The organism is Nocardioides endophyticus (assembly GCF_039543845.1).
Lineage (GTDB): Bacteria > Actinomycetota > Actinomycetes > Propionibacteriales > Nocardioidaceae > Nocardioides > Nocardioides endophyticus.
Genome location: NZ_BAABKN010000001.1, coordinates 1 through 19,294 on the forward strand (window position 1 = coordinate 1; position 19,294 = coordinate 19,294).

15 protein-coding genes and 3 pseudogenes are annotated in these 19,294 nt (G+C 69.5%); 13 read left to right on the forward strand and 5 right to left on the reverse strand.

The window, feature by feature from the left end; translation table 11 throughout:
• Positions 1-55: 55 nt before the first annotated feature.
• Positions 56-1,654 (reverse strand): helix-turn-helix transcriptional regulator, encoded by a 1,599-nt coding sequence (locus tag ABEA33_RS00005; protein ID WP_345524432.1) that lies wholly within the window; start codon positions 1,652-1,654, stop codon positions 56-58.
• 131 nt (positions 1,655-1,785) lie between these two features.
• Between ABEA33_RS00005 and ABEA33_RS00010 the strand changes: the two genes are divergently transcribed.
• The 10 genes from ABEA33_RS00010 (at position 1,786) to ABEA33_RS00055 (ending at position 13,215) form a co-directional block, all read left to right on the forward strand.
• Positions 1,786-3,651: an SIP domain-containing protein gene (locus tag ABEA33_RS00010; RefSeq protein WP_345524434.1), complete on the forward strand. Its 1,866-nt coding sequence runs from the start codon at positions 1,786-1,788 to the stop codon at positions 3,649-3,651.
• A gap of 35 nt (positions 3,652-3,686) precedes the next feature.
• Complete coding sequence (locus ABEA33_RS00015) at positions 3,687-4,658, forward strand: ABC transporter substrate-binding protein (RefSeq protein WP_345524435.1); 972 nt, start codon at positions 3,687-3,689, stop codon at positions 4,656-4,658.
• Positions 4,655-5,698, forward strand: coding sequence for a FecCD family ABC transporter permease (locus ABEA33_RS00020; RefSeq protein WP_345524436.1), 1,044 nt, complete (start codon positions 4,655-4,657; stop codon positions 5,696-5,698). The genes ABEA33_RS00015 and ABEA33_RS00020 overlap by 4 nt, the downstream gene beginning before the upstream one ends.
• Positions 5,695-6,759 (forward strand): FecCD family ABC transporter permease, encoded by a 1,065-nt coding sequence (locus ABEA33_RS00025; RefSeq protein ID WP_345524438.1) that lies wholly within the window; start codon positions 5,695-5,697, stop codon positions 6,757-6,759. The genes ABEA33_RS00020 and ABEA33_RS00025 overlap by 4 nt, the downstream gene beginning before the upstream one ends.
• Positions 6,756-7,586: an ABC transporter ATP-binding protein gene (locus ABEA33_RS00030; RefSeq protein WP_345524440.1), complete on the forward strand. Its 831-nt coding sequence runs from the start codon at positions 6,756-6,758 to the stop codon at positions 7,584-7,586. Before ABEA33_RS00025 ends, ABEA33_RS00030 begins: the two co-directional genes overlap by 4 nt.
• A complete protein-coding gene (locus tag ABEA33_RS00035) occupies positions 7,583-8,782 on the forward strand; it encodes an alpha/beta hydrolase (RefSeq protein ID WP_345524441.1) in 1,200 nt (399 codons plus the stop codon). Before ABEA33_RS00030 ends, ABEA33_RS00035 begins: the two co-directional genes overlap by 4 nt.
• On the forward strand, positions 8,779-10,521 hold the full coding sequence (locus tag ABEA33_RS00040; RefSeq protein ID WP_345524442.1) for an ABC transporter transmembrane domain-containing protein: 1,743 nt from the start codon (positions 8,779-8,781) through the stop codon (positions 10,519-10,521). The genes ABEA33_RS00035 and ABEA33_RS00040 overlap by 4 nt, the downstream gene beginning before the upstream one ends.
• On the forward strand, positions 10,518-12,260 hold the full coding sequence (locus ABEA33_RS00045; protein ID WP_345524443.1) for an ABC transporter ATP-binding protein: 1,743 nt from the start codon (positions 10,518-10,520) through the stop codon (positions 12,258-12,260). The genes ABEA33_RS00040 and ABEA33_RS00045 overlap by 4 nt, the downstream gene beginning before the upstream one ends.
• A gap of 126 nt (positions 12,261-12,386) precedes the next feature.
• Positions 12,387-13,043 carry a transposase gene (locus ABEA33_RS00050; RefSeq protein ID WP_425577267.1) on the forward strand — a complete coding sequence of 219 codons (657 nt, stop codon included), beginning with the start codon at positions 12,387-12,389 and terminating at the stop codon, positions 13,041-13,043.
• Between the two features lie 28 nt (positions 13,044-13,071).
• On the forward strand, positions 13,072-13,215 hold the full coding sequence (locus ABEA33_RS00055) for a hypothetical protein (protein WP_345524444.1): 144 nt from the start codon (positions 13,072-13,074) through the stop codon (positions 13,213-13,215).
• A 311-nt stretch (positions 13,216-13,526) separates the two neighbouring features.
• On the opposite strand, the gene ABEA33_RS00060 is transcribed toward ABEA33_RS00055, so the two are convergent.
• Complete coding sequence (locus tag ABEA33_RS00060; protein WP_345524445.1) at positions 13,527-14,114, reverse strand: acyl-CoA-like ligand-binding transcription factor; 588 nt, start codon at positions 14,112-14,114, stop codon at positions 13,527-13,529.
• 57 nt (positions 14,115-14,171) lie between these two features.
• Positions 14,172-16,397: an MMPL family transporter gene (locus ABEA33_RS00065; protein ID WP_345524446.1), complete on the reverse strand. Its 2,226-nt coding sequence runs from the start codon at positions 16,395-16,397 to the stop codon at positions 14,172-14,174.
• A 287-nt stretch (positions 16,398-16,684) separates the two neighbouring features.
• On the opposite strand from ABEA33_RS00065, the pseudogene ABEA33_RS00070 reads away from it, so the two are divergent.
• From ABEA33_RS00070 to ABEA33_RS00080, 3 genes and pseudogenes are all read left to right on the forward strand, one after another.
• Positions 16,685-17,191: pseudogene (locus ABEA33_RS00070) on the forward strand (transposase); the annotation flags it as partial.
• 193 nt (positions 17,192-17,384) lie between these two features.
• Positions 17,385-17,600 carry a helix-turn-helix domain-containing protein gene (locus ABEA33_RS00075; protein ID WP_345524447.1) on the forward strand — a complete coding sequence of 72 codons (216 nt, stop codon included), beginning with the start codon at positions 17,385-17,387 and terminating at the stop codon, positions 17,598-17,600.
• Positions 17,601-17,740: 140 nt separating this feature from the next.
• Positions 17,741-17,896: a hypothetical protein gene (locus ABEA33_RS00080; RefSeq protein WP_345524448.1), complete on the forward strand. Its 156-nt coding sequence runs from the start codon at positions 17,741-17,743 to the stop codon at positions 17,894-17,896.
• Positions 17,897-18,358: 462 nt separating this feature from the next.
• Here ABEA33_RS00080 and ABEA33_RS00085 read toward each other — a convergent pair.
• Both ABEA33_RS00085 and ABEA33_RS27330 read right to left on the reverse strand, forming a co-directional pair.
• Positions 18,359-18,885: pseudogene (locus ABEA33_RS00085) on the reverse strand (IclR family transcriptional regulator).
• Between the two features lie 88 nt (positions 18,886-18,973).
• A pseudogene (locus ABEA33_RS27330) lies at positions 18,974-19,180 on the reverse strand (helix-turn-helix domain-containing protein); the annotation flags it as partial.
• Positions 19,181-19,294: the final 114 nt, after the last annotated feature.

Below are 19,294 nucleotides of genomic sequence, written 5' to 3' on the forward strand. Positions count from 1 at the left end.
CGCAGCCACGATATTCGCGATCATCACCTGGCTACGCACATAAGGGAGACACGGCCTAGCTGGCACCGTCAGCGTCGCGTTCTTGGTATGCGCGTGGAGAGAGTCCGTGGAAGCGGGAGAAGGCGGAGCTGAACGTCGGCAGGTGGGCGTAGCCGACGCGGCGGGCGACGGCGCTGGGCTTGGCGCCGGCGACGAGCAGGTCTCGCGCGACACGCATCCGGGCCGCATAACGCCAGCGGGCGAAGGTCATGTCCGTCTCGTCGCGGAAGGCACGGTGGACCTCGGAGGACACGTCGAGCGCAGGCGATCTGCCGGAGGTGCCGATGGTGCGCAGGTAGTCCATGGCCACCGCGCGCGCACGCGGATCGGTGGGCATCGGCACCGACAGCGCGCGCCGGGCGGCGACCTGGTCGGCGAACAGGCCGAGGATGTGTCGGGGATCGTGATCGGCGGGGCGGAGCCCGGATCGGGCGCTGATGGAGCAGGACATCAGGTAGTGGTCCCAGGCGGGCGAGAACCGGACCTGCAGCGGCTCGGTTAGGGTGAGGTCGGCGGTGCTGGCGTCGCCGAGCGGCAGCGAGACGGAGTTCTCGCGCAGGGCGGTGACGTGATCGGCGCCGGCCGGGATCCAGGTCGCGACGCCTCGCTCCCGTTCGTACCGCCGCCCGCCGACGTCGAGGTATCCGCTGCCGCGGTACACCCAGGTCAGCACGTGGAACTCATTGCTGTGTGGGGGCGTGAGGGTTGCGGGGAGCAGGTCCGGCGCGGCGCGGGCGACGCCCGGGCCCACCATGCTGACCATCGCGTCGGTCTGCCGGGCCGCTATCGCCCGCTGGCCGAGCGTGGACGGGTCACCGGTGGCAACCCGGCGCGGGATCTCCTTGGCGAACTCGCGTGGCGTCTGCCCGAATCGTTGCTTGAACGCACGGGTCAGGCCGTTGCGGCTCACGAAGCCGACCCGGGTGGCTACCTGGTCTACGTCGTAGCCAGCCGCCAGGAGCTCGACGGACGCGCTGAGCCGGCAGCCGAGTCGCCACTGCTCGAAGGTGAGGCCGGTGTCGGCGACGAAGGCCCGGCGCAGGCTGCGCGCACTGCACAGCACGCGGGTGCCCCACTGCTCGACGGTGAGGCCAAGGGCAGGGTCGCGCAGCAGCTCCTCGGCCACTGTTCGGGCGCCGCGGGCATTTGGCACCGGAGGCGGCGAGAGGGTCGTCGCGGGGTCGGCCTCGTGGTGGAGCCTCCGCGCGGGCCGCAGAAGGTCGGCGATCGCGCCCTCGGGGTAGCCGTGCGCGCTGTACGGGGTGACCTGGAGGTTGAAGTGCTGGATCAGCCAGTCCTGCCAGTCATCGGGGACCGCGAACCCGGTCGGTGTGCCCGGTGCGCCCGAGCCGATGGCGGCCTGTGGTGAGAGCGGGAACGCGACGGTGTCCGGCTCGGTGGTGATCACGCGGTTGTCCCAGCCTTCGGCCGGGATCCAGATCCCCTGCCCGCGGTCGAGCCGGTAAGGCGCGGCGTCGTCGAGGTGGATGTGGGCGGTGCCGGTGCGCACCCAGATCAGCAGGGGGCGGACGGGTTCGTTGGCTGAGTCCAACCGTGCTCGCGGAATCGGCGGCGGATCGCTCGCGCCCGAAGCGAACAGTGAAGGCTGCGTCACATCCTAACTATACGGCAGCCTGCGCACACCATCTTAGGTGAGGGTTGCCTAACCTTAGCAGCGGCCCTCCCGCCGATGGTGGCGCGCGGCCTGAGCACCCTCGAAACGATCCGAAAGGGGCTGCGTCCAGCATGCCGAAGACCTCACGCCGGCTCACCGTGCACCCGATGACCCTGCGGGAGGTCGAGGTTGTGCGGGTCATGGACCTGACGCCGGGGCTGCGGCGCGTCACCCTGGCCGGTGAGCAGCTGCGTGCGTTCACCTCGGCGAACGGCTTTCCGCAGCCGTCATTCGAGTCGCCGGGCTTCGACGACGACATCGCGCTCTACTTCCCGTACCCGGGTCAGAGCGAGCCGGTGCTGCCGGTGCAGCAGGAGAGCGGTCTGAGCACGCCTCGGGACCCGCGGCCGCTGTCGCGGGAGTACACCGTCCGCCGCTGGAATCCCGAGGCCGGCGAGCTGGACGTCGACTTCGTCAAGCACGGCATCGGCGTCGGTACGACCTGGGCCCACCGCGCCCAGCCCGGCGACCGCATCCACTTCACCGGTCCGACCAGCTCGAAGGCGTTCCCCGCGGGAGCGGACTGGCTGCTCGCGGCCGGCGACGACACCACGATCCCCGCGATCGGTCGCCTGCTCGACGAGATGCCCCTCGACGCTCGGGCGCAAGTGTTCATCGAGGTCGCCGAGGACGCCCACCGGCTGGAGTTGCGTGACCTCCCCGGTGTGGAGGTGACCTGGCTGGTGCGCGACGGCGCCGAGGCAGGTACGACGACTCAGCTCGTCGACGCCGTCCGGAGTGCCACCTGGTGGGAGGGCCGGCCGTTCGCATGGGTAGCGGGAGAGCGGACCGCCGTGCGAGACCTGCGCCGCCACCTCGTCGAGGACCGCGCCATGCCGAAGCAGAACATCGAGTTCATCGGGTACTGGCGCCGTGGCGAGGTCGTCGCACTGGAGACCGACGAGGCGGTGCCCGATCCCGAGAAGTCGATCACCCCGTTCGACAGGCTCCATGAGCTGACCGAGCTGATCGCGCCGATCGCGATCCGCACTGCTGTCGAGCTGGATGTCCCCGAGCTGATCTCCCGCGGCGTGGCGGGCGTTGCGGACCTGGCCGCCCGGGCCGGCGCCGACGAGCGGGCGATGGGCAAGTTGCTGCGCTACCTGCACGCTCTGGACGTCCTAACCGAGACCGAGCCGGGCCACTACGGCCTAGCGCCGATGGGCGAGGTCCTGACCGTCGAGTTCATGGCCGACTACCTGAACCCCGCCGGCGCGCTGGGCCGGGAGATGCTCGGCATCCACGGGCTCACCGAGTCGATCCGCACCGGCCGGGCGTCGTACTCCTCCGTCACGGGCCTGACCTACGCCGACGCGCGGGCCGAGCAGGACTACGAGGACCGCCACCTGGAGCGCATCGCAGAGTTCGCGCCCGCACTGGCGGTGCCGCTCGCTGGCTCGGACCTCTTCAACGGCGTCGAGCACCTGGTGATCCACTCCGACGGCGCGGGCGCCCTGGCCGGCGAGCTCGTCGCCGTCCACGAGGACCTCCGGGTGACCATCTGCGCCCTGCCCGCCCATGCCGACTGGCTGCGCCGCGACCTGCCCGCCACCATCGGCGACGAGCAGCAGCGTGCGCGGGTGAGCGTCGTCGAGCAGTCCGTCTTCGAGCCCGGCCCGGCCGCCGACGCGGTGCTCGTCAGCCGCGCGCTCAAGCCGCTGGCCGACGCCGACGCCGCCCACGCGCTGCGCCGAGCCGGCGAGAGCCTCCTGCCCGGCGGCCGGGTGCTGCTGATCGAGGAGGTCTTCGACACCGACGACCTCGAAGAGCACGACGGCGAGGCCGACCTGCTCGCCCTCACCGTCCACGGCTCCGGGCTGCGCACCCTTGCCGAGCTGGACGCCGTCATCGCGCGGGCCGGGCTCGCCCGGAGCGCGACGCACACCGTCGGCTGGGGTACCTCGGTCCACGAGCTCGTGCCTGCCCACACCCACTGACCCCCTCCCCACCCGAGAAGAAGAAGGACACATCCATGACCACGACACCCCTGAGGCGACGCGGCTCGGCCGCGGCCGCCGTACTCCTGGGCGCCGCGCTCGTCCTCAGCGCCTGCGGCAGCGAGGACGACGGCGCCGACAAGACCGGCGAGACGCACAGCATCAAGGTCGACAACGGCACGATCGAGGTACCCGTCGACCCCCAGCGGGTGGTCACGATCGGCGGCACGGCCCAGCCGTTCGTCGACCTCGGCGGCAAGCCGGTCGGCGTCACCCCCTACTACCAGCCCGAGGCGCTGCCCGACGACCAGAAGGCCACCTTCGACGCCGCCACGGACATCGGCAACGAAGAGATCGACATTGAGAAGGTCGCCAGCCTGGAGCCGGACCTCATCCTGGTCCAGAGCGACGACGCCGGGTTCGAGAAGATCCAGAAGCAGCTGGAGGCGATCGCCCCGACGGTCTTCTGGGGACTCGACACCGAGTGGAAGACCATGGCCGGCGCGATCGCGGAGGCCGGCAACGTGACCGAGGGCCTGACCGAGCAGAAGGCGGAGTTCGAGGAGCGGGTCAGCGGGATCCAGGAGAAGTACCGCGAGCTGATCGATAGCACGTCGTTCGTGAACGTGGCTCGTTGGGACAACGCCGATCCCGGGACGTTCTCCGTCGCGGATATTGGTTGCGTCGAGGTCGCCACGGATGACGTCGGCATGAACTTCGCCAAGGCGGCCGAGGGCGAGGACCCGCTGGGCTGGGCCTCCCTGCCGTTCGAGCAGATCGCCGACCTGGCCAAGTACGACGTGATCACCTACGACGTCGACGCCGAGGGCCAGCCGAAGGAGCCCTTCGAGCCGGTCGTCGAGACCAACACCTGGAAGGCACTGCCGGCCGTGAAGTCCGGTCGCGCGCTGGGGGTCTTCTGCCCCGGCAACGGCTCCTACGGGCAGGTCAACCGCTACCTCGAGTCCCTCGACGCCGCGCTGGCCACCCTCCCGGCTGAGGAGTGACGGCCCTCGCCCTGCGGAACGACGGTCCGGGCACCGTGACGGTGCCCGGACCGCGTCGTCGCCTGCTCGGTCTGGTCATCGCGCTGGTGGTGCTGGCGGTCCTGCTGGTGCTGAGCGTGATGATCGGGTCGACGGCGATCGCACCCACGGTGATCTGGGACGCGCTGTTCCACCCGTCGGCCGACATCGACCAGTTCGCGATCCGTGACTACCGGCTGCCCCGCACCGTCGTCGGCGTCGTGGTGGGCGCCGCGCTCGGGCTCTCCGGTGCGTTGATCCAGGCGCTGACCCGCAACCCGCTGGCCGAGCCGGGCATCCTCGGCGTCCATGCGGGTGCCTCGTTCGCCGTGACCGTCGCCGTGGGACTGCTCGGGATCCGCGACATCGGTGGCTACATGTGGTTTGCCTTCGCCGGGGCGCTGGTCGTCACGGTCCTGGTACTCGGCCTGGGATCGACCAGACGAGGCCAGTCGCCGGTGGTCCTGGTCCTCGCCGGGGTCTGCGTCGGCGCCGTCCTCGGCGGCGCCAGGGACGCGCTCCAGCTGACCGACCCGCACGCCTTCGACACGCTGCGGTCCTGGAACGCCGGGTCGATCCTCGGGCGTTCCCTGGATGTCGTCTGGCCGATCCTGCCGTTCTTCGCGGTGGCGGTCGTGCTGGCCTTCGCCGTGTCGGGCTCGCTCAACGCCATGGCCCTGGGCGACGAGTTGGCGGTCGCGCAGGGCGTGCGGCTGGTACGCACCCGCGTCCTCGCGGTGATCGCGCTCACCCTGCTCGCCGGGGGCGCCACCGCGATCGCCGGACCGATCATCTTCGTCGGACTCATGGTCCCGCACGTCGCGCGCTGGGTCGTCGGTCCGGACCAGCGCTGGATCTTCGCCTACAGTCTGCTGCTGGCCCCGATCCTGCTGCTGGGCTCCGACATCCTCGGGCGCGTCGTCATGCACCCGGGAGAGATCCCCGTGGGCATCGTCACCGCCTTCGTCGGAGCCCCTGTTCTCGTCGCGCTGGTGCGGCGGAGGAAGGCGAGCGGGCTGTGAGTGCAGAGGTGCCCGTGGAGCGGGTGGGCTTCGGGCGTCCGGTGCTGGTGCTCCGGAGCCGCCGGATCGCCGTACGCCTCACCTGGCGCTCGGTCGTCGTCTGCGCCGTCCTCGCGCTGCTGGCTGCAGGCATGGCGGTGCTCGCGCTGATGACCGGCTCCTACCAGCTCAGCCCGGGACAGGTCGTCTCCGCGCTGCGCGGCAGCGAGACCGGGATCATCCGCGACATCGTGGTCGAGTGGAGACTGCCCCGGGTGGTGGCGGCGCTGGTGTTCGGTGCCGCGCTGGGGGTGAGCGGGGCGATCCTCCAGTCGCTGGTGCGCAACCCGCTCGCCGACCCCAGCATCATCGGGTTCTCCCAAGGCTCCTACACAGGGGCCCTGGTCGTGATCCTGGTCGTCAACGGCAGCTATGTGCAGCTGGTCTGCGGGGCGCTCGTGGGTGGGATGGCCACGGCCCTCGCCGTGTACGTGCTCGCCTACCGCAACGGCGTCCAGGGGTTCCGGCTGATCGTGGTCGGTATCGGCGTCTCGGCGATGCTCTCCTCGGTGAACACATGGCTGATCCTCAAGGCCGAGCTGGACCAGGCGCTGTCCGCCGCGGCGTGGGGCGCCGGATCGCTCAACGGAGTCTCGTGGGGCCGCGTCGTCGTCGGTGGGGCCTGCATCGCGGCACTCGTGCTGCTGGCGGGCATCCTGAGCCGGCCGATGCGGCAGATGGAGTTGGGTGACGACGCGGCCGCCTCCCAGGGTGTGCGGGTCTCGCCTGCACGCCTCGGCCTGATCGTGGTGGCTGTGGCGCTGACCGCGACCGTCACCGCGGCGGCCGGTCCGATCGCGTTCATCTCCCTAGTCGCCCCGCAGATCGGACGGCGGCTCGCCCGCACCGCCGGGATCACCCTCGCGCCCGCCGCCCTCGTCGGCGCGCTGCTGTGCCTGGCGTCGGATTACGTCGCCCAGCACGTCGCCCCCACTCCGCTGCCGGTCGGCATGATCACCGTGATGCTCGGCGGCGGCTACCTCGGATACCTGCTGTTCACCGAAGCCAGGAGACGCCTGTGAGCACGACCCCGACCGACATCACGACCGGCAGCGCACGCCTGCGGGTGGAGGCGGCGACGATCGGCTACGACAAGCGGATCATCTCCGAGGGCCTCTCGGTGGCGATCCCTGACGAGTCGTTCACGGTCATCGTCGGCCCGAACGCCTGCGGCAAATCCACCCTGCTGCGCGGCCTGTCCCGGCTGCTGAAGCCATCGGTCGGGCAGGTCGTCCTCGACGGCGCCGACATCAGCTCCTTCAAGACCAAGGAGGTGGCCCGCCGGGTCGGCCTGCTGCCGCAGACGTCGATCGCTCCCGACGGGATCACCGTGGCCGACCTGGTCGCCCGGGGCCGGTACCCGCATCAGGGGTTCATGCGGCAGTGGAGCGAGACTGACGAGCAGGCCGTGCTCCGGGCGATGCGCCAGACCGGGGTCACCGAGCTGTCCGGTCGCCTGGTGGACGAGCTGTCCGGCGGTCAGCGCCAGCGGGTGTGGGTGGCGATGGCGCTCGCGCAGCACAGCGACATCCTGCTGCTGGACGAGCCGACCACCTTCCTCGACATCGCCCACCAGATCGAGCTGCTGGAGCTCTTCACCGACCTGCACCACATCGGCCACACCCTGGTCGCCGTCCTGCACGACCTGAACCACGCCGCCCGCTACGGCACGCACCTGATCGCCATGAAGGACGGTCAGGTCGTCGCCGAGGGCAACCCAGGCAACGTCGTCACTGCCGAGCTGGTCGAGGAGGTGTTCGGCCTGCCCTGCCTCGTCGTACCCGACCCGGTGGTCGGTACCCCGCAGGTCGTGCCGCTCGGCCGCACCCGGCAGGAGCAGAGGGCGTGACCGGTGCCGAGACGCCGGCGCTGCTCAGGCGGCTCGCGGAGAGCGGCGGCCCGCTCGTCGAGCGGGTCTCCGCGGACGAGGTCGATGTGACCTTCGTAGACGAGCCCGGCGCCGGCACGACGGTCCGCCTCTCGGTGGTCATCGGTCCCGTCATCGGCCGCAACACGATCGACACGGAGTTCACCCCGGTGGCAGGGACGCCCCTGCACGCGCTCACGCTGCGAATGCGCTCCGACCTGCGCTTCTCCTACGTCTTCACGCGCCGTGGGCCAACAGGCGAGGAGGAACAGGTGCCGGACCCGTTCAATCCGCCACCGCCGTTCTCCGAGTACCCGGAGGCGAGGTTCTCCGGCTCGTCGGTCGCAGTCCTGCCCGATGCGGCGCCGCTGCCCTGGCTCGACCGGGCCGAGGCACTGCCCTCCCCGGCGATGGAGCCGGCCGTGCTGACGAGCGAGATCCTGGGCAACGAGCGCCGCGTCTGGGTCTCGATGCCGCCGGGCGACCTCTCGGACGAGAGCGCACTGCCCTTCGTGATCCAGCTGGACGGTACGCCGCACCACAGCGCGCCGAGCGTTCGTGACGCCCTGGTCCGGGCGGGACTGCTCCGGCCCTGTGCGGTGGTCCTCGTCGACCAGCTCGGGATGCAGCGCTACCAGGAGCTGCTCTGCGACCCAGCGTTCTCGCGGATGCTGGCCGACGAGCTGCTGCCCTGGCTCCGCGAGCGACTGAGCCTTCAGGGCGTGGCGCTCTCGCAGGACCCCGCCGACGTGGCGCTGGCCGGCGAGAGCTACGGCGGCCTGTGCGCCGCGTGGACGGCGCTCCACCACCCGACGGCGTTCGGCAACGCCATCCTCCAGTCCCCGTCCTGCGGCTACCACCCCGACCTCACCTGGGGCACCGGGGCGGGCGAGCTGCTGCGCCGCATTCCCGTGCCGACGCTGTTCGCCGACCTCCTGGCCGCGGAGCCCGCGCCGATCCGCCTCTTCCACGATGCCGGCGAACTGGAGGGCTCGACCACGCACAGCCGCTGGCTGGATCAGGTGCTCACCGCGAAGGGCTACGACACCAGCTACACAGAGTTCGCCGGCGGACATGACTACGCATGGTGGCGCGGACTCTTCGCCGATGCCCTGCTCTGGTGCTTCCCGCTCCCGGCGGAGCCTGACGCCGCGCAACGCGGATACGAGCGATCGTGACCCGTGCCGACCCCGCCGGGTTGGGCCGGGGCCGGCTGACCCGGTGGCTTCCGGTGCTCGGACAGGGTACCGCCGCGCCGCCCGTTCTCCCACCGTTCGAGGTCGGGATGCGCGAGCGCCCCGGCCGGTTCGTGATGCGGGTGATCCTCTCGGCGCCGCGGCTCACGGTCCCTGCCCTACTGCTGGCGATCGTGTGGCAGGTCGGGGAGTCGGCGGTCCCGGTGGTGATGGGCCTCGCGATCGACCGGGCGCTGGCGACCGGCGACACCGGTCAGCTGGTGCTGTGGATCGGCGTGCTGATAGCCCTGTACGTCGCGCTGACGACGGCGGCCAGGCTCTCCTTGCGGCTGACTGCCTGCGCGAACCAGCTGGTGCAGCACCGGCTCCGTGGCACCCTCTCCACCGGCGTACTGCATCCGGTCGGCGGCACCGCCCATGCGCCGGACGGCGGCGTGGTCTCAGTGATGACGAACGACGTCACGCGCCTGTCCAACGCGGTAATCCTGATGATCATCCCGGTCGCGAGGATCACCGCCATCGGCTTCATCGCGGCATCGCTGCTGGCGACGCATTGGCTGCTCGGGCTCGTGGTGCTGCTCGGGGCACCGCTCGCGGTCTGGCTGATGGGAGTGCTCAGCGAGCGGCTCGCCCGGGACACCCGCGAATACCAGGAGCTGCTCGCCTCCACAGTCGGACGGGCCACCGACCTGGTCGCCGGCTATCGAGTGATCAAGGGAGTGCGCGCCGAGGCCGAGGCGACCAGCCGGTACCGGCAGGCAAGCCAGGAGACCCTTGCCGGCGCCCGGCGCAACGCCGGCCTGCTGGGGAGATTCCTCGTGAGCTCGGGCGTCGTCAGCGGCACGTTCGTCGCCGCGGTGATGGGGCTGGCGGCCTGGTTCGCCGTCGACGGACAGCTGAGCATCGGCGAGCTGATCGCCGCCGTCGGCCTCGCCCAGGCACTGCTGCCGCAGATCGAGGCGATCGCAAACCTGACCATCCCGAACCTCGCCAACGCCCACGCCTCAGCCGCGCGCTTCCTCGACGCGCTGCGCGATAACGCGGCATCCGCACCCGGACCGGAGGACGCGAACTGGGGGGAGGTCACCACGGTGCCGGTGTTGGACGTGGTGGTGCCGGACAGCGCCGGACCCGGCGTGACGGTCCGGATCGAGCCCGGCGAGCTCGTGGGCGTGCGCGCCGACGACCGGACCGCCGCCCGGGTCCTCGAGGCGCTGCTGGACCCGCGGGCCGGGGGAGGAGTCGAGGTACGCCTCGACGGGATCGCCGCGCGGCAGCTCTCCCCGGGCGACTACCGCTCCCGTGTCACCGTCGCCCCGCACCGTGCCACCCTGTTCAGCGGCACCCTCCGCGACAACCTCGCCGTGACCACGGGCGCGTCCGAGCGGGTGGACGCCGCGGTGCGTGCCGCCGCGTGCGACGACTTCGCGGCCGATCTCGACGCCCCCGTCGGCGAGGGCGGCAACCGGCTCTCCGGCGGCCAGCGCCAACGGGTCGCGCTCGCCCGCGCCCTGGCGAGCGACGCGCCGGTGCTCGTGCTGCACGACCCAACCACCGCGGTCGACTCGGTCACCGAGCACGCGATCGCGGGACGGCTCCGCGGTGTCCGGGCGGGCCGCTCGACGCTGCTGATCGTCTCGGCCCCAGCGCTGCTCAGCGCCTGCGACCGCGTCGTCGAGCTCCCTGACGACGTACCCCTGCCTACAAGGAGGACGCAGTGACCGGCACCTCCGCCGCGCCCGCGCACGCGACCTCCGATGCCGGGCTGCCGGTCGCGAGCGGGCGAGAGACGGTCAGGGAGGTGTGGCGACTCAGCCACGGGCATCGGCTCCGACTCGCCGTCACCGGAGCGCTGGGGATCGTCAGCACCGGCGTCGACCTAATCGCGCCGGCGGCGATCGGATTCCTCGTCGACCGCGTGCAGGAGGGGACCGCAGACCTCGCCACCGTGCTGACGGTCACGGCCGTCATGGCGCTCTCGGCGGTCCTCGGCGCTGCGGGCACCGCGCTGACGATCGTGCTCGCCACACGCGTTTACCACTCCGTCCTCGCCGCGCTGCGCGAGCAGCTCGTGGGTCGCGCGATGACGCTCCCGCAACATCTCGTCGAGCGGGCCGGCACCGGCGACCTGATCTCGCGGTCCAGCGACGACGTCACCGCCGTGGCCGACGCCGCCCCCGCCGTGATCCCGGTGCTCACCGTCACAACCTTCACCATCGTCGTGTCGCTGGGCGGGCTCGCGTCGCTGGAGTGGCCCTACGCGGTGGCCTTCGCGGTCGTGCTGCCGGTCTACGCGCTGGCCATGCGGTGGTACCTGCGGACCGGACCCGGCGTGTACCGCGCCGAGCGCACGGCGATGAGCGCGCGGGCGCAGCAGATCCTCGAGTCGCAGCGCGGCTACGCCACCGTGCTCGGCTTCGGGCTCGCCGAGCAGCGCGACCGGGCGGTGATGACGGCCTCCTGGTGCGTCGCAGTGCAGTCGCTGCGCGCCCGCACCGTGCAGAGCATGCTCAACGGCCGGCTCAACCTCGGGGAGTGCCTGAGCCTGGCGGCCGTCCTCGTCGTCGGCTTCGTCCTCATCGACCACGGCGCCTCGACCGTCGGCGGCGCCACCACCGCCATGCTGCTCGTGCTGCGTCTGCTAGGACCGGTCAACCAGCTGCTGTTCGTCATCGACACCCTCCAGTCTGCCCTCGCATCACTGAGCCGCATGATCGGGGTCGTCACGATTCCGCTCAGCTCATCGGATGTCCCAGCGCAGACCGCGGGCACCGCCGTACGGCTCGACGAGGTCTCGTTTCGGTACGGCCAGGGGCCACGGGTGCTCGACGACATCACCCTCGACATCTCGTCCGGTCAGCGTGTGGCCGTAGTTGGTGTGTCCGGGGCAGGCAAGACCACGCTTGCCGGCGTGGTCTCCGGTACCCACCTACCGGAGACTGGCATGGTGACTCGTCCCGCCCGAACCGCGATGATCACCCAGGAGGTCCACGTCTTCGCCGGCACCCTGCGCAGCAACCTCACCCTCGCCGCTCCCGGGGCCACCGAGAACGACATCCGCGCAGCGCTCGAAGCCACCGGCGCCGCCGAGATACTCGACCATGTTCCCGACCATCTGGACGCGGTGGTGGGTGTCGGCGGGCAGTTGCTCACCGACGCACAGGCGCAACAGCTCGCCCTCGCCCGTCTACTGCTGGCCGACGCCGACCTGGTGATCCTCGACGAAGCGACAGCTGAAGCCGGCTCAACCTACGCCGGACAGCTCGACCAGGCCGCCAATGCTGTTCTCTCCGGGCGCACTGCAATCGTCGTTGCGCACCGGCTCTCCCAAGCAGCAACCTGTGACCGGATCGTGGTGATGGAGCAAGGTCGGATCATCGAGACTGGAACCCACGACGAGCTGGTCGCTTCCGGTGGCGTGTATGCAAGGTTGTGGGCAGCATGGGAGGACGGTCTGTGACGACCGTGGTGAGAATCCTCTGAGTGATGGGGTTTGAGGAAGGATGGCGGGGTTCCGGACGTGAATGGGCCTTCGGCGAGATCTTCGGTGTGAACCGCCAAGAACACACCCAAGGAGAATCACCGATTGCCCTACCCCAGTCTGCACGTGTCCGAGCTGCTCGAGGCCTTCCGCGCCGGGGATGGCGTGCTCCTGGTCCGCGAATCGGTCCGGATCGTGATGCAGGAGCCGATCGAAGCCGACGCCACCGACCGCAACGGGTCGCGGCCGCGGTTGTTGGCCACCCAGGCCGGCGACCTGGAGCTGCGGATCCCCAAGCTCCGGAAGGGGTCGTTCTTTCCGGTCATCCTCGAGCCCCGCCGCCGCATCGACCAGGCGCTCTACGCGGTGGTGATGGAGGCCTACGTTCAGGGCGTCTCGACGCGGAGTGTCGATGACCTGGTCGAGGCCCTCGGGGGTCGGCTCGGGGTTCAGCAAGTCCGAGGTCTCGCGGATCTGCGAAGGTCTCGACGAGATGGTTGGGGCGTTCCGGCCCCGGACCCTTGGCCACCGCGAGCTTCCTACGTCTACCTCGATGCCACCTACGTCCACGTCCGTGCGGTCGGTAGCAACGGCAAGCCTGGCCAGGTCACTTCGATGGCGGTCGTGGTGGCCGCCGGGGTCGCCGCGAGGCTGATGCACCGTGAGGCCATCGAGATCAACGACGCGCTCATCCAGCGCATGGCTGCAGCGAAGGGGCTCTCGAGGCTGGCCAGACCGAATCCAGCGAGCGGATCCAGATGAAGTCCGTGACGAGTTCGTTGGCAGTGAGATGGGTGCCGTCGCCGTCGCCAAAGGCGCCCATACTCGCCACGTCGTTGAGGAGACCGTTGAACGTGTCGACAACTTCAACGGCAACGCGGCATCCGCGATGCAGTTGCGTGCCGACTCCAAGACCGTGCCGATGTACACCTGATCGCTCGGCGAAAGTACGAACTTGCGCAGCGCCACGGCCCGAACCATCCGATGCCACACATCCGACTCAGGTCTGGGCGGGCCACCGAAGTTGAACTACTTCTGGTGGACTGGGAAGCCTGCCCGGGCGCATCACGCCGCTGGCTGCGTGGGGGGCGACCTCTATCGCCGAGCCGCCCCGTCCGAAGTCGGATCGGCCGATCTACGAGCCACCGGTCCCCGTCTTGCGTCCGGCCAAAGCCACCCGCAGACCTACTCGCAGACACCCGAATCAGAAAGGTCAGCACCGCCGTATGAGCCTTGCTGGTGGAGTCACAGCGGCATGCCGTTCTCGAGGTAGGCCATGGCCTCGTCGATAGCGTCGAGGATCTCGGCTCCGTCGCGGGCGGCGCGAAAGAGCGCCACGAGGACGACCCCGGCCACCGCGCCGAGCCAGTGCTGCACGTCTTGGTCGTCGGACTCGCGGCCTGCTCGGCGCGCGATTACCGCAGTGAACTCAGGCAGGACCATGCTGAATCGTTCTGCCACCGCGGCACGTAGGTCGGGGACGTCGGCCATGAGGCGCATGCGCGTCAACTCGAGAGAACGTTCCTCGTCGCTCATGTCGGCGAAGACAGAGCGCAGGGCCGCCCGGGTTGCGGCCACCGGTGTCAGCTCCGTCGGCTGAGCGAGAATCGCGTCGAGAAGGACGGAGTCTGTGCGGTCGTAGAGCACAGTCTCTGGTTTGGTCGGGTAATACCGGAAGAACGTGCTGGGCGAGACGTTGGCGGCATCAGCGATCTGCTCCACCGTGGTCTGGTGATAGCCCTGCTCACGGTAGAGGTGCAGGGCACGGTCCTGTATCGCCTCGCGCGTCTGCTGCTTCTTCCGCTCCCGCAAGCTTGGTCGTGCTTTAGTCATGCTGGCCATCCTCCCCCGGGCCGCGCGTCACGCAGGACGCGCGGCCGAGCAACGAGCTCACGGCTGTGACGGAGATGGTTCAGTTACCAGCTCTGCCGCGGCCAGGGTGTGGTTCAGTCGCTCGCCCTCGACGTCCAGGTTGGGCAGAAGATGGTCGAGCCATCTCGGCAGCCACCAGGCGCGCTCGCCGACCAGGGTGAGCACGGCCGGGACGAGCGTCATTCGAACGATGAAGGCGTCAACGCCGACCGCGATGGCGAGGGCGACCCCGAGCTGCGCCAGGTCGGCGGCCTCTCCCAGGATGAAGCCCCCAAAGACGCTGATCATGATCAGCGCGGCGGCCGCCACCACGCGTGCGCCGTGCTTGAACCCCATGGTGACGGCGGCGGTGGGCCCCGCGCCGTGGACATACTCCTCGCGCATCCGGCTCACCAGGAACACCTCGTAGTCCATGGCGAGCCCGAACACCATGCCGATGATGAGCAACGGCAGCACTGGGGAGATGGTGTCGGTCGGCTCGATACCCGCCCACTCCAGCCAACCCCACTGGAACACTGCGACGAGGCAGCCGAACGTGACGCCCAGGGTGAGCAGGAACCCCAGGGTCGCCTTCAACGGCACGAGGACCGAGCGGAAGACGGCCATGAGCAGCAGGAACGAGAGGCCGATCACGAGGAGCAGGTAGGGCAGCAGTGCCCCGCTCATCTTGTCGGTGAAGTCGATGAGCAAGGCGGTGTTGCCGGTGACGGTCAGGTCAGCGTCGAACTGGTGGGCGATCGCGTCGACTCGATCGCGTAGCCGTTCCACGACGCCCGAGGTGTCTTCGCTGTTGGGTCCGGAGCTTGGAGTGACGCTGAGGACAGCAGTGTCATGGTCCTGGTTCCACTGCGCCTGGCTGACCTTGGCAACTCCATGGGTGACCCCCGTTGCTGACCGGATCGCCGCGACTGCAGCATCGGGGTCGGGCGCGGATGCGGCGTCGACGACCACGAGGAGTGGACCGTTGACGCCGGAGCCGAACGCCTGAGCGATCGCGTCATAGGCCCGACGCTGGGTGGTGTCCTGCGCATAGGTCCCTTGGTCAGGAAGGCCCAGTCGCAGACCGAGGATCGGGGTAATAGCAACGAGGAGCCCGACCATGACGACTGCCACCACGACGCCGGGATGCCGGGTGACGCTGCGGATCCATCGGCTGCCGAGCGTGGAGCCCTCTGAGTGCGTGGGGTGCGTGGGGTGCGTGGGGTGGCCGGAGCCGGGGGTGGCGAGCGGCCGGGTCTTAGGGCGCCGTACGAGGATGCGTGGGCCCACGAACCCGAGCAGCGCCGGAAGGAGGGTCAGCGCCACGAGCACGGTCACCGCGACGGTGGCGGCAGCCGCCAGGCCCATCTCAGTGAGCAGGCCGATGTTTACTACGGTGAGCCCAGCGAGGGCGATCACGACGGTGAGGCCAGCGAAGACGACGGCGGAGCCGGCAGTCCCCAGGGCTCGACCGATTGCGTCGTCACCCGCGCGACCGGAGCGGAGCTCGTGGCGGAACCGCGAGACGATGAACAGGGCGTAGTCGATCCCGACGGCGAGTCCCAGCATCAGCGCGAGAATCGGCGTGGTGGCGCCGAGGTCGACGAACCCACCGGCGATGGTGATGCCGAGGACCCCGGCCATCACGCCGGTGATGCCGGTGGCCAGAGGCATACCGGCAGCGAGCAGCGACCCGAACGTGATGATAAGGACGCCGGCGGCGACCGCAAGACCGATGAGCTCGCCGCCCACCGCGGGAGCCGGCTCGAGGGCATCTCCCCCTGCCTCGACCTGGAGAGCGTCCGTGCCAGCGTCCTTGACGACATCAAGGACCGCTTCGCGGTTCTCGTCGTCGATCTCGGCGAAAGGCACGCTGAAGGTCACCTCAGCCAGCGCTGTCGTCGTGTCGTCGGACACCATGCCGGAGGCGTAGGGATCAGCGACCGCAGCTACCTGGCCGATCGAGCTGACATCGGCCAGGACAGCGCGGACCTCAGCCTGGACTTCCGGAGTCGTGATGCCACCGTCGTCGATGAAGACGATCCGAGCTACGGCCCCATCGCTGGGGGCGTCGGGGAACCGGTCCTTGAGCAGGTCCAGTGCCTCCTGGGACTCAGTGCCAGGAAGGCTGAACGAGGTGACAGCCGGCTCGGCGAAGATCGCGGAACCGACGCCCAACAGGACGAGGGCCGCGACCCACAGTGCTGCGACGAGGCGTCGCGACCGGTAGCAGAAGCGGCCAAGGCGATACAAGAGAACGGACATGATGGTTACCGTCAATCAGTAGTTGATGTGATTTGATAGTAACTTCCATTTACTTGGGTCGCAACCGCAGCCGGGCCCCAATGTGACGTGGGCACCCCTGTGACTGAGATGAGGCCGCTTCGCCGTGCCTCGTGACGTCAGTGGACGGAACCGCTGGTCCTCCGCTGGGTGGTGCTGTCGGCACCAGTGAGGACTCGTTCGCCGGGTGACGTCCCGCCGAGTGGTGTAGTTCCTCGGCGTTGAAGACGGTCACGTTGCCGGTGACGTAGGCGGCCATCGTGCGACGGATCTGTCAGGCGTTGATCGACGCCGAACTCACCGCGATGATCGGCGCCGGCCCCTGGGAAAGGGCGCCTGGGCGGACGGCTCAGCGCAACGGGACTCGGGCACGGACGCTGACCACGACTGCCGGGGATCTGGAGCTGCGGATCCCGAAGTTGCGGGGCGGGTCGTTCTTCCCGTTCCCTTCTCGAGCGCCGGCGGCTGGTCGACCAGGCGTTGTTCGCGGTGGTGATGGAGGCCTACCTCCACGGCGTCTCGACCAGGAAGGTCGACGACCTCGTCAAAGGGCTGGGCGCGGACACTTGGATCAGCAAGTCCGAGGTCGCACGGATCTGTGCGGGCCCCGACGAGGAGGTCGGTGCGTTCCGCGACCGGTCGCTGGGCGAGGACGCCTATCCGTACGGGTCCCTCGATGCGACCTACAGCGGGCCAGGGTCGACCGCCGGGTGGTGTCGCAGGCGGTCGTGATTGCCACCGGCGTCACCGCTGACAGGCGCCGGGAGGTTCTCGGTTTGAATCGCACTGGGTCTGATGGAGGCTAGTCGCAAACCCCGTCCGACGACCCCACTGAGCCGCATCCGCGAGCATCGGCATGGGATGTCACGGAGACCCGCGGGATCGCCCGGGGCGCGGCGCGCACCTGAGGGCCACGGAGACCAATCACCGTGCCAGCAACACTGCGCTGACGGCAGTGCGTTGAATGGCTTGGAGTCGCTGCTGAGCATCGAGGAGCTCGCCGAGTACCTCGACGTGCCAGTCACGACGATCCGCGACTGGCGTACCGACAGCAAGGGGCCGTGCGCGATCAAGGTCGGCGGCCGGGTCCGCTTCGCGACCTCCGACGTCGCGGCGTGGCTCTCGAGCCAGCGCGAGACCGTGCCCGGCGATGGCCCGGGGTGGCGCCAACCGGTCACGGGCTGACGAGCGGCCTCGGCCCAGGAACGTGCTGCCGAGATCGATGGGAGGTTCGCGCGCGTGAGGAGCAAGGACGCATCGGCCGATTCCAGGAGTATCTGCGGTGATCCCGTAAGCCCAAGTCGACCGGCGTCGACGATGACGTCTTGACCGTTGCCTTCGAGGTCGGGGAGCACGACGGCGAGGGCCTCCCACACGTCGTGAAGTGCCGCGGCCTGACCGTGGGTCCGCGTGCCAGCGACCAGGGTGACGTTCGGGCTCAGCGGCCGGACGACCTCACGCAGAGCATCCGCCGCGCTTAGTGGCGAGAGGGCGAACTCGACCAGCCCGGCGTCGTACGGCACGGTTCCTTTCAGGAATCCGGCGAGGATCCCGGACCCGCCGGTCGGGTCGGCTTCGACCAGCAGCACGGGGCGGGGCCACACACCGAATCCCCGCACTGATCAGATGGCGAGATGGCCCGAATCCGGTCGGACCAGCCTCGTAGGCCACCGCCCCCGGCCCCGGGAGCGCCACAAGCCAGAACAAGCACATGGCCGAGGGATATAGGGTTCGCTTGGAATAGTCCACCCGTGACGCCTAGATCCGCTGCAACAGACCGCGCGGGCACACTAGCCCGACACTCATACGCTCGGTGAACACCGTGGCCCCACAATTGTCGGATTGGCCGAGGAGGCAGCCCTGCTCGGTAACCCACGAATGTTGTGAGGGAGGCGCCGGCCAGCAACCGCCTCAGGCCGAGACAGTCAGTGCACACCGTCTAGTCATTGGTCAGTGCCCACGCGCGCCGGAACTCCCGGTCGCCATCCGAGTCTGCGTGACAACCCGAGGCCACTGGTGATGACCGATGGCAGCACCGAATGCGGCTGCACCGAGCCGGTCCGGATGACCACTGAAAGAGCGGCTACGACGTTTCCCTGCCTGTCGAGCACACGGGTGGCGATCGAGTCGGCTCCATCGGTGAGCTCGCCTCGCACCAGCGCATAACCCGTTCGCCGGCATTCCGCGAGTTCGCGCCGCAGCACTTGCGGGTCTGTTTGGTTGCATCGGTGTGCTCGTTCAACCTGCCCCCGATGACGTCTTCCACCAGCTGGCTGCTCGCGTGGCTCAGGAGCACCTTGCCGACGCCCGAGCAATGCAGCGGAAGTTGTCCGCCGACCTGAGACGTCAGTCCGACGGCATGTAGCGCGGACAATCGATCGAGGATTACTGCCTCTTTGCCCTCGAGGACGGCGAGCTGCACGTGTTGATTGAGGGCCGTGTAGAGATCCTCCATGAACGGCTGCGCCATCGTGCGAAGAGACTCCGTCAACGGCGACAGGGTCCCGAGTGTGCCACAACCTCAGACCGATTGCGTATCGGCCGTCGGGACGCTGGTCGAGGGCGCCGGCCTTCACTAGCTCGAGCGCGAGTCGGCGCGCCGTGGCGTGCGGCAGGCCGGTCCTGCGAACCATGTCGGCGAGAGTCTGGTCCGGAACGGCGGGCGTGAACGAGAACAGCAGCTCCAACAGGCGCGAGCTGACGCTGCGGCCCGGTTCGCTAGTCCTCGGCATGCCTGCCCTGTGCACGCTCGACGGCGGTCTCATGACCGAAATCGAGGTTCGTTGAATGAATCATGATGCCCGCAGCGTACGTGAGCGGGACAACATCGCGGGTGCAACCGCAATTCACGCTCAACCACCCATCGGTGGCGTCAGTGG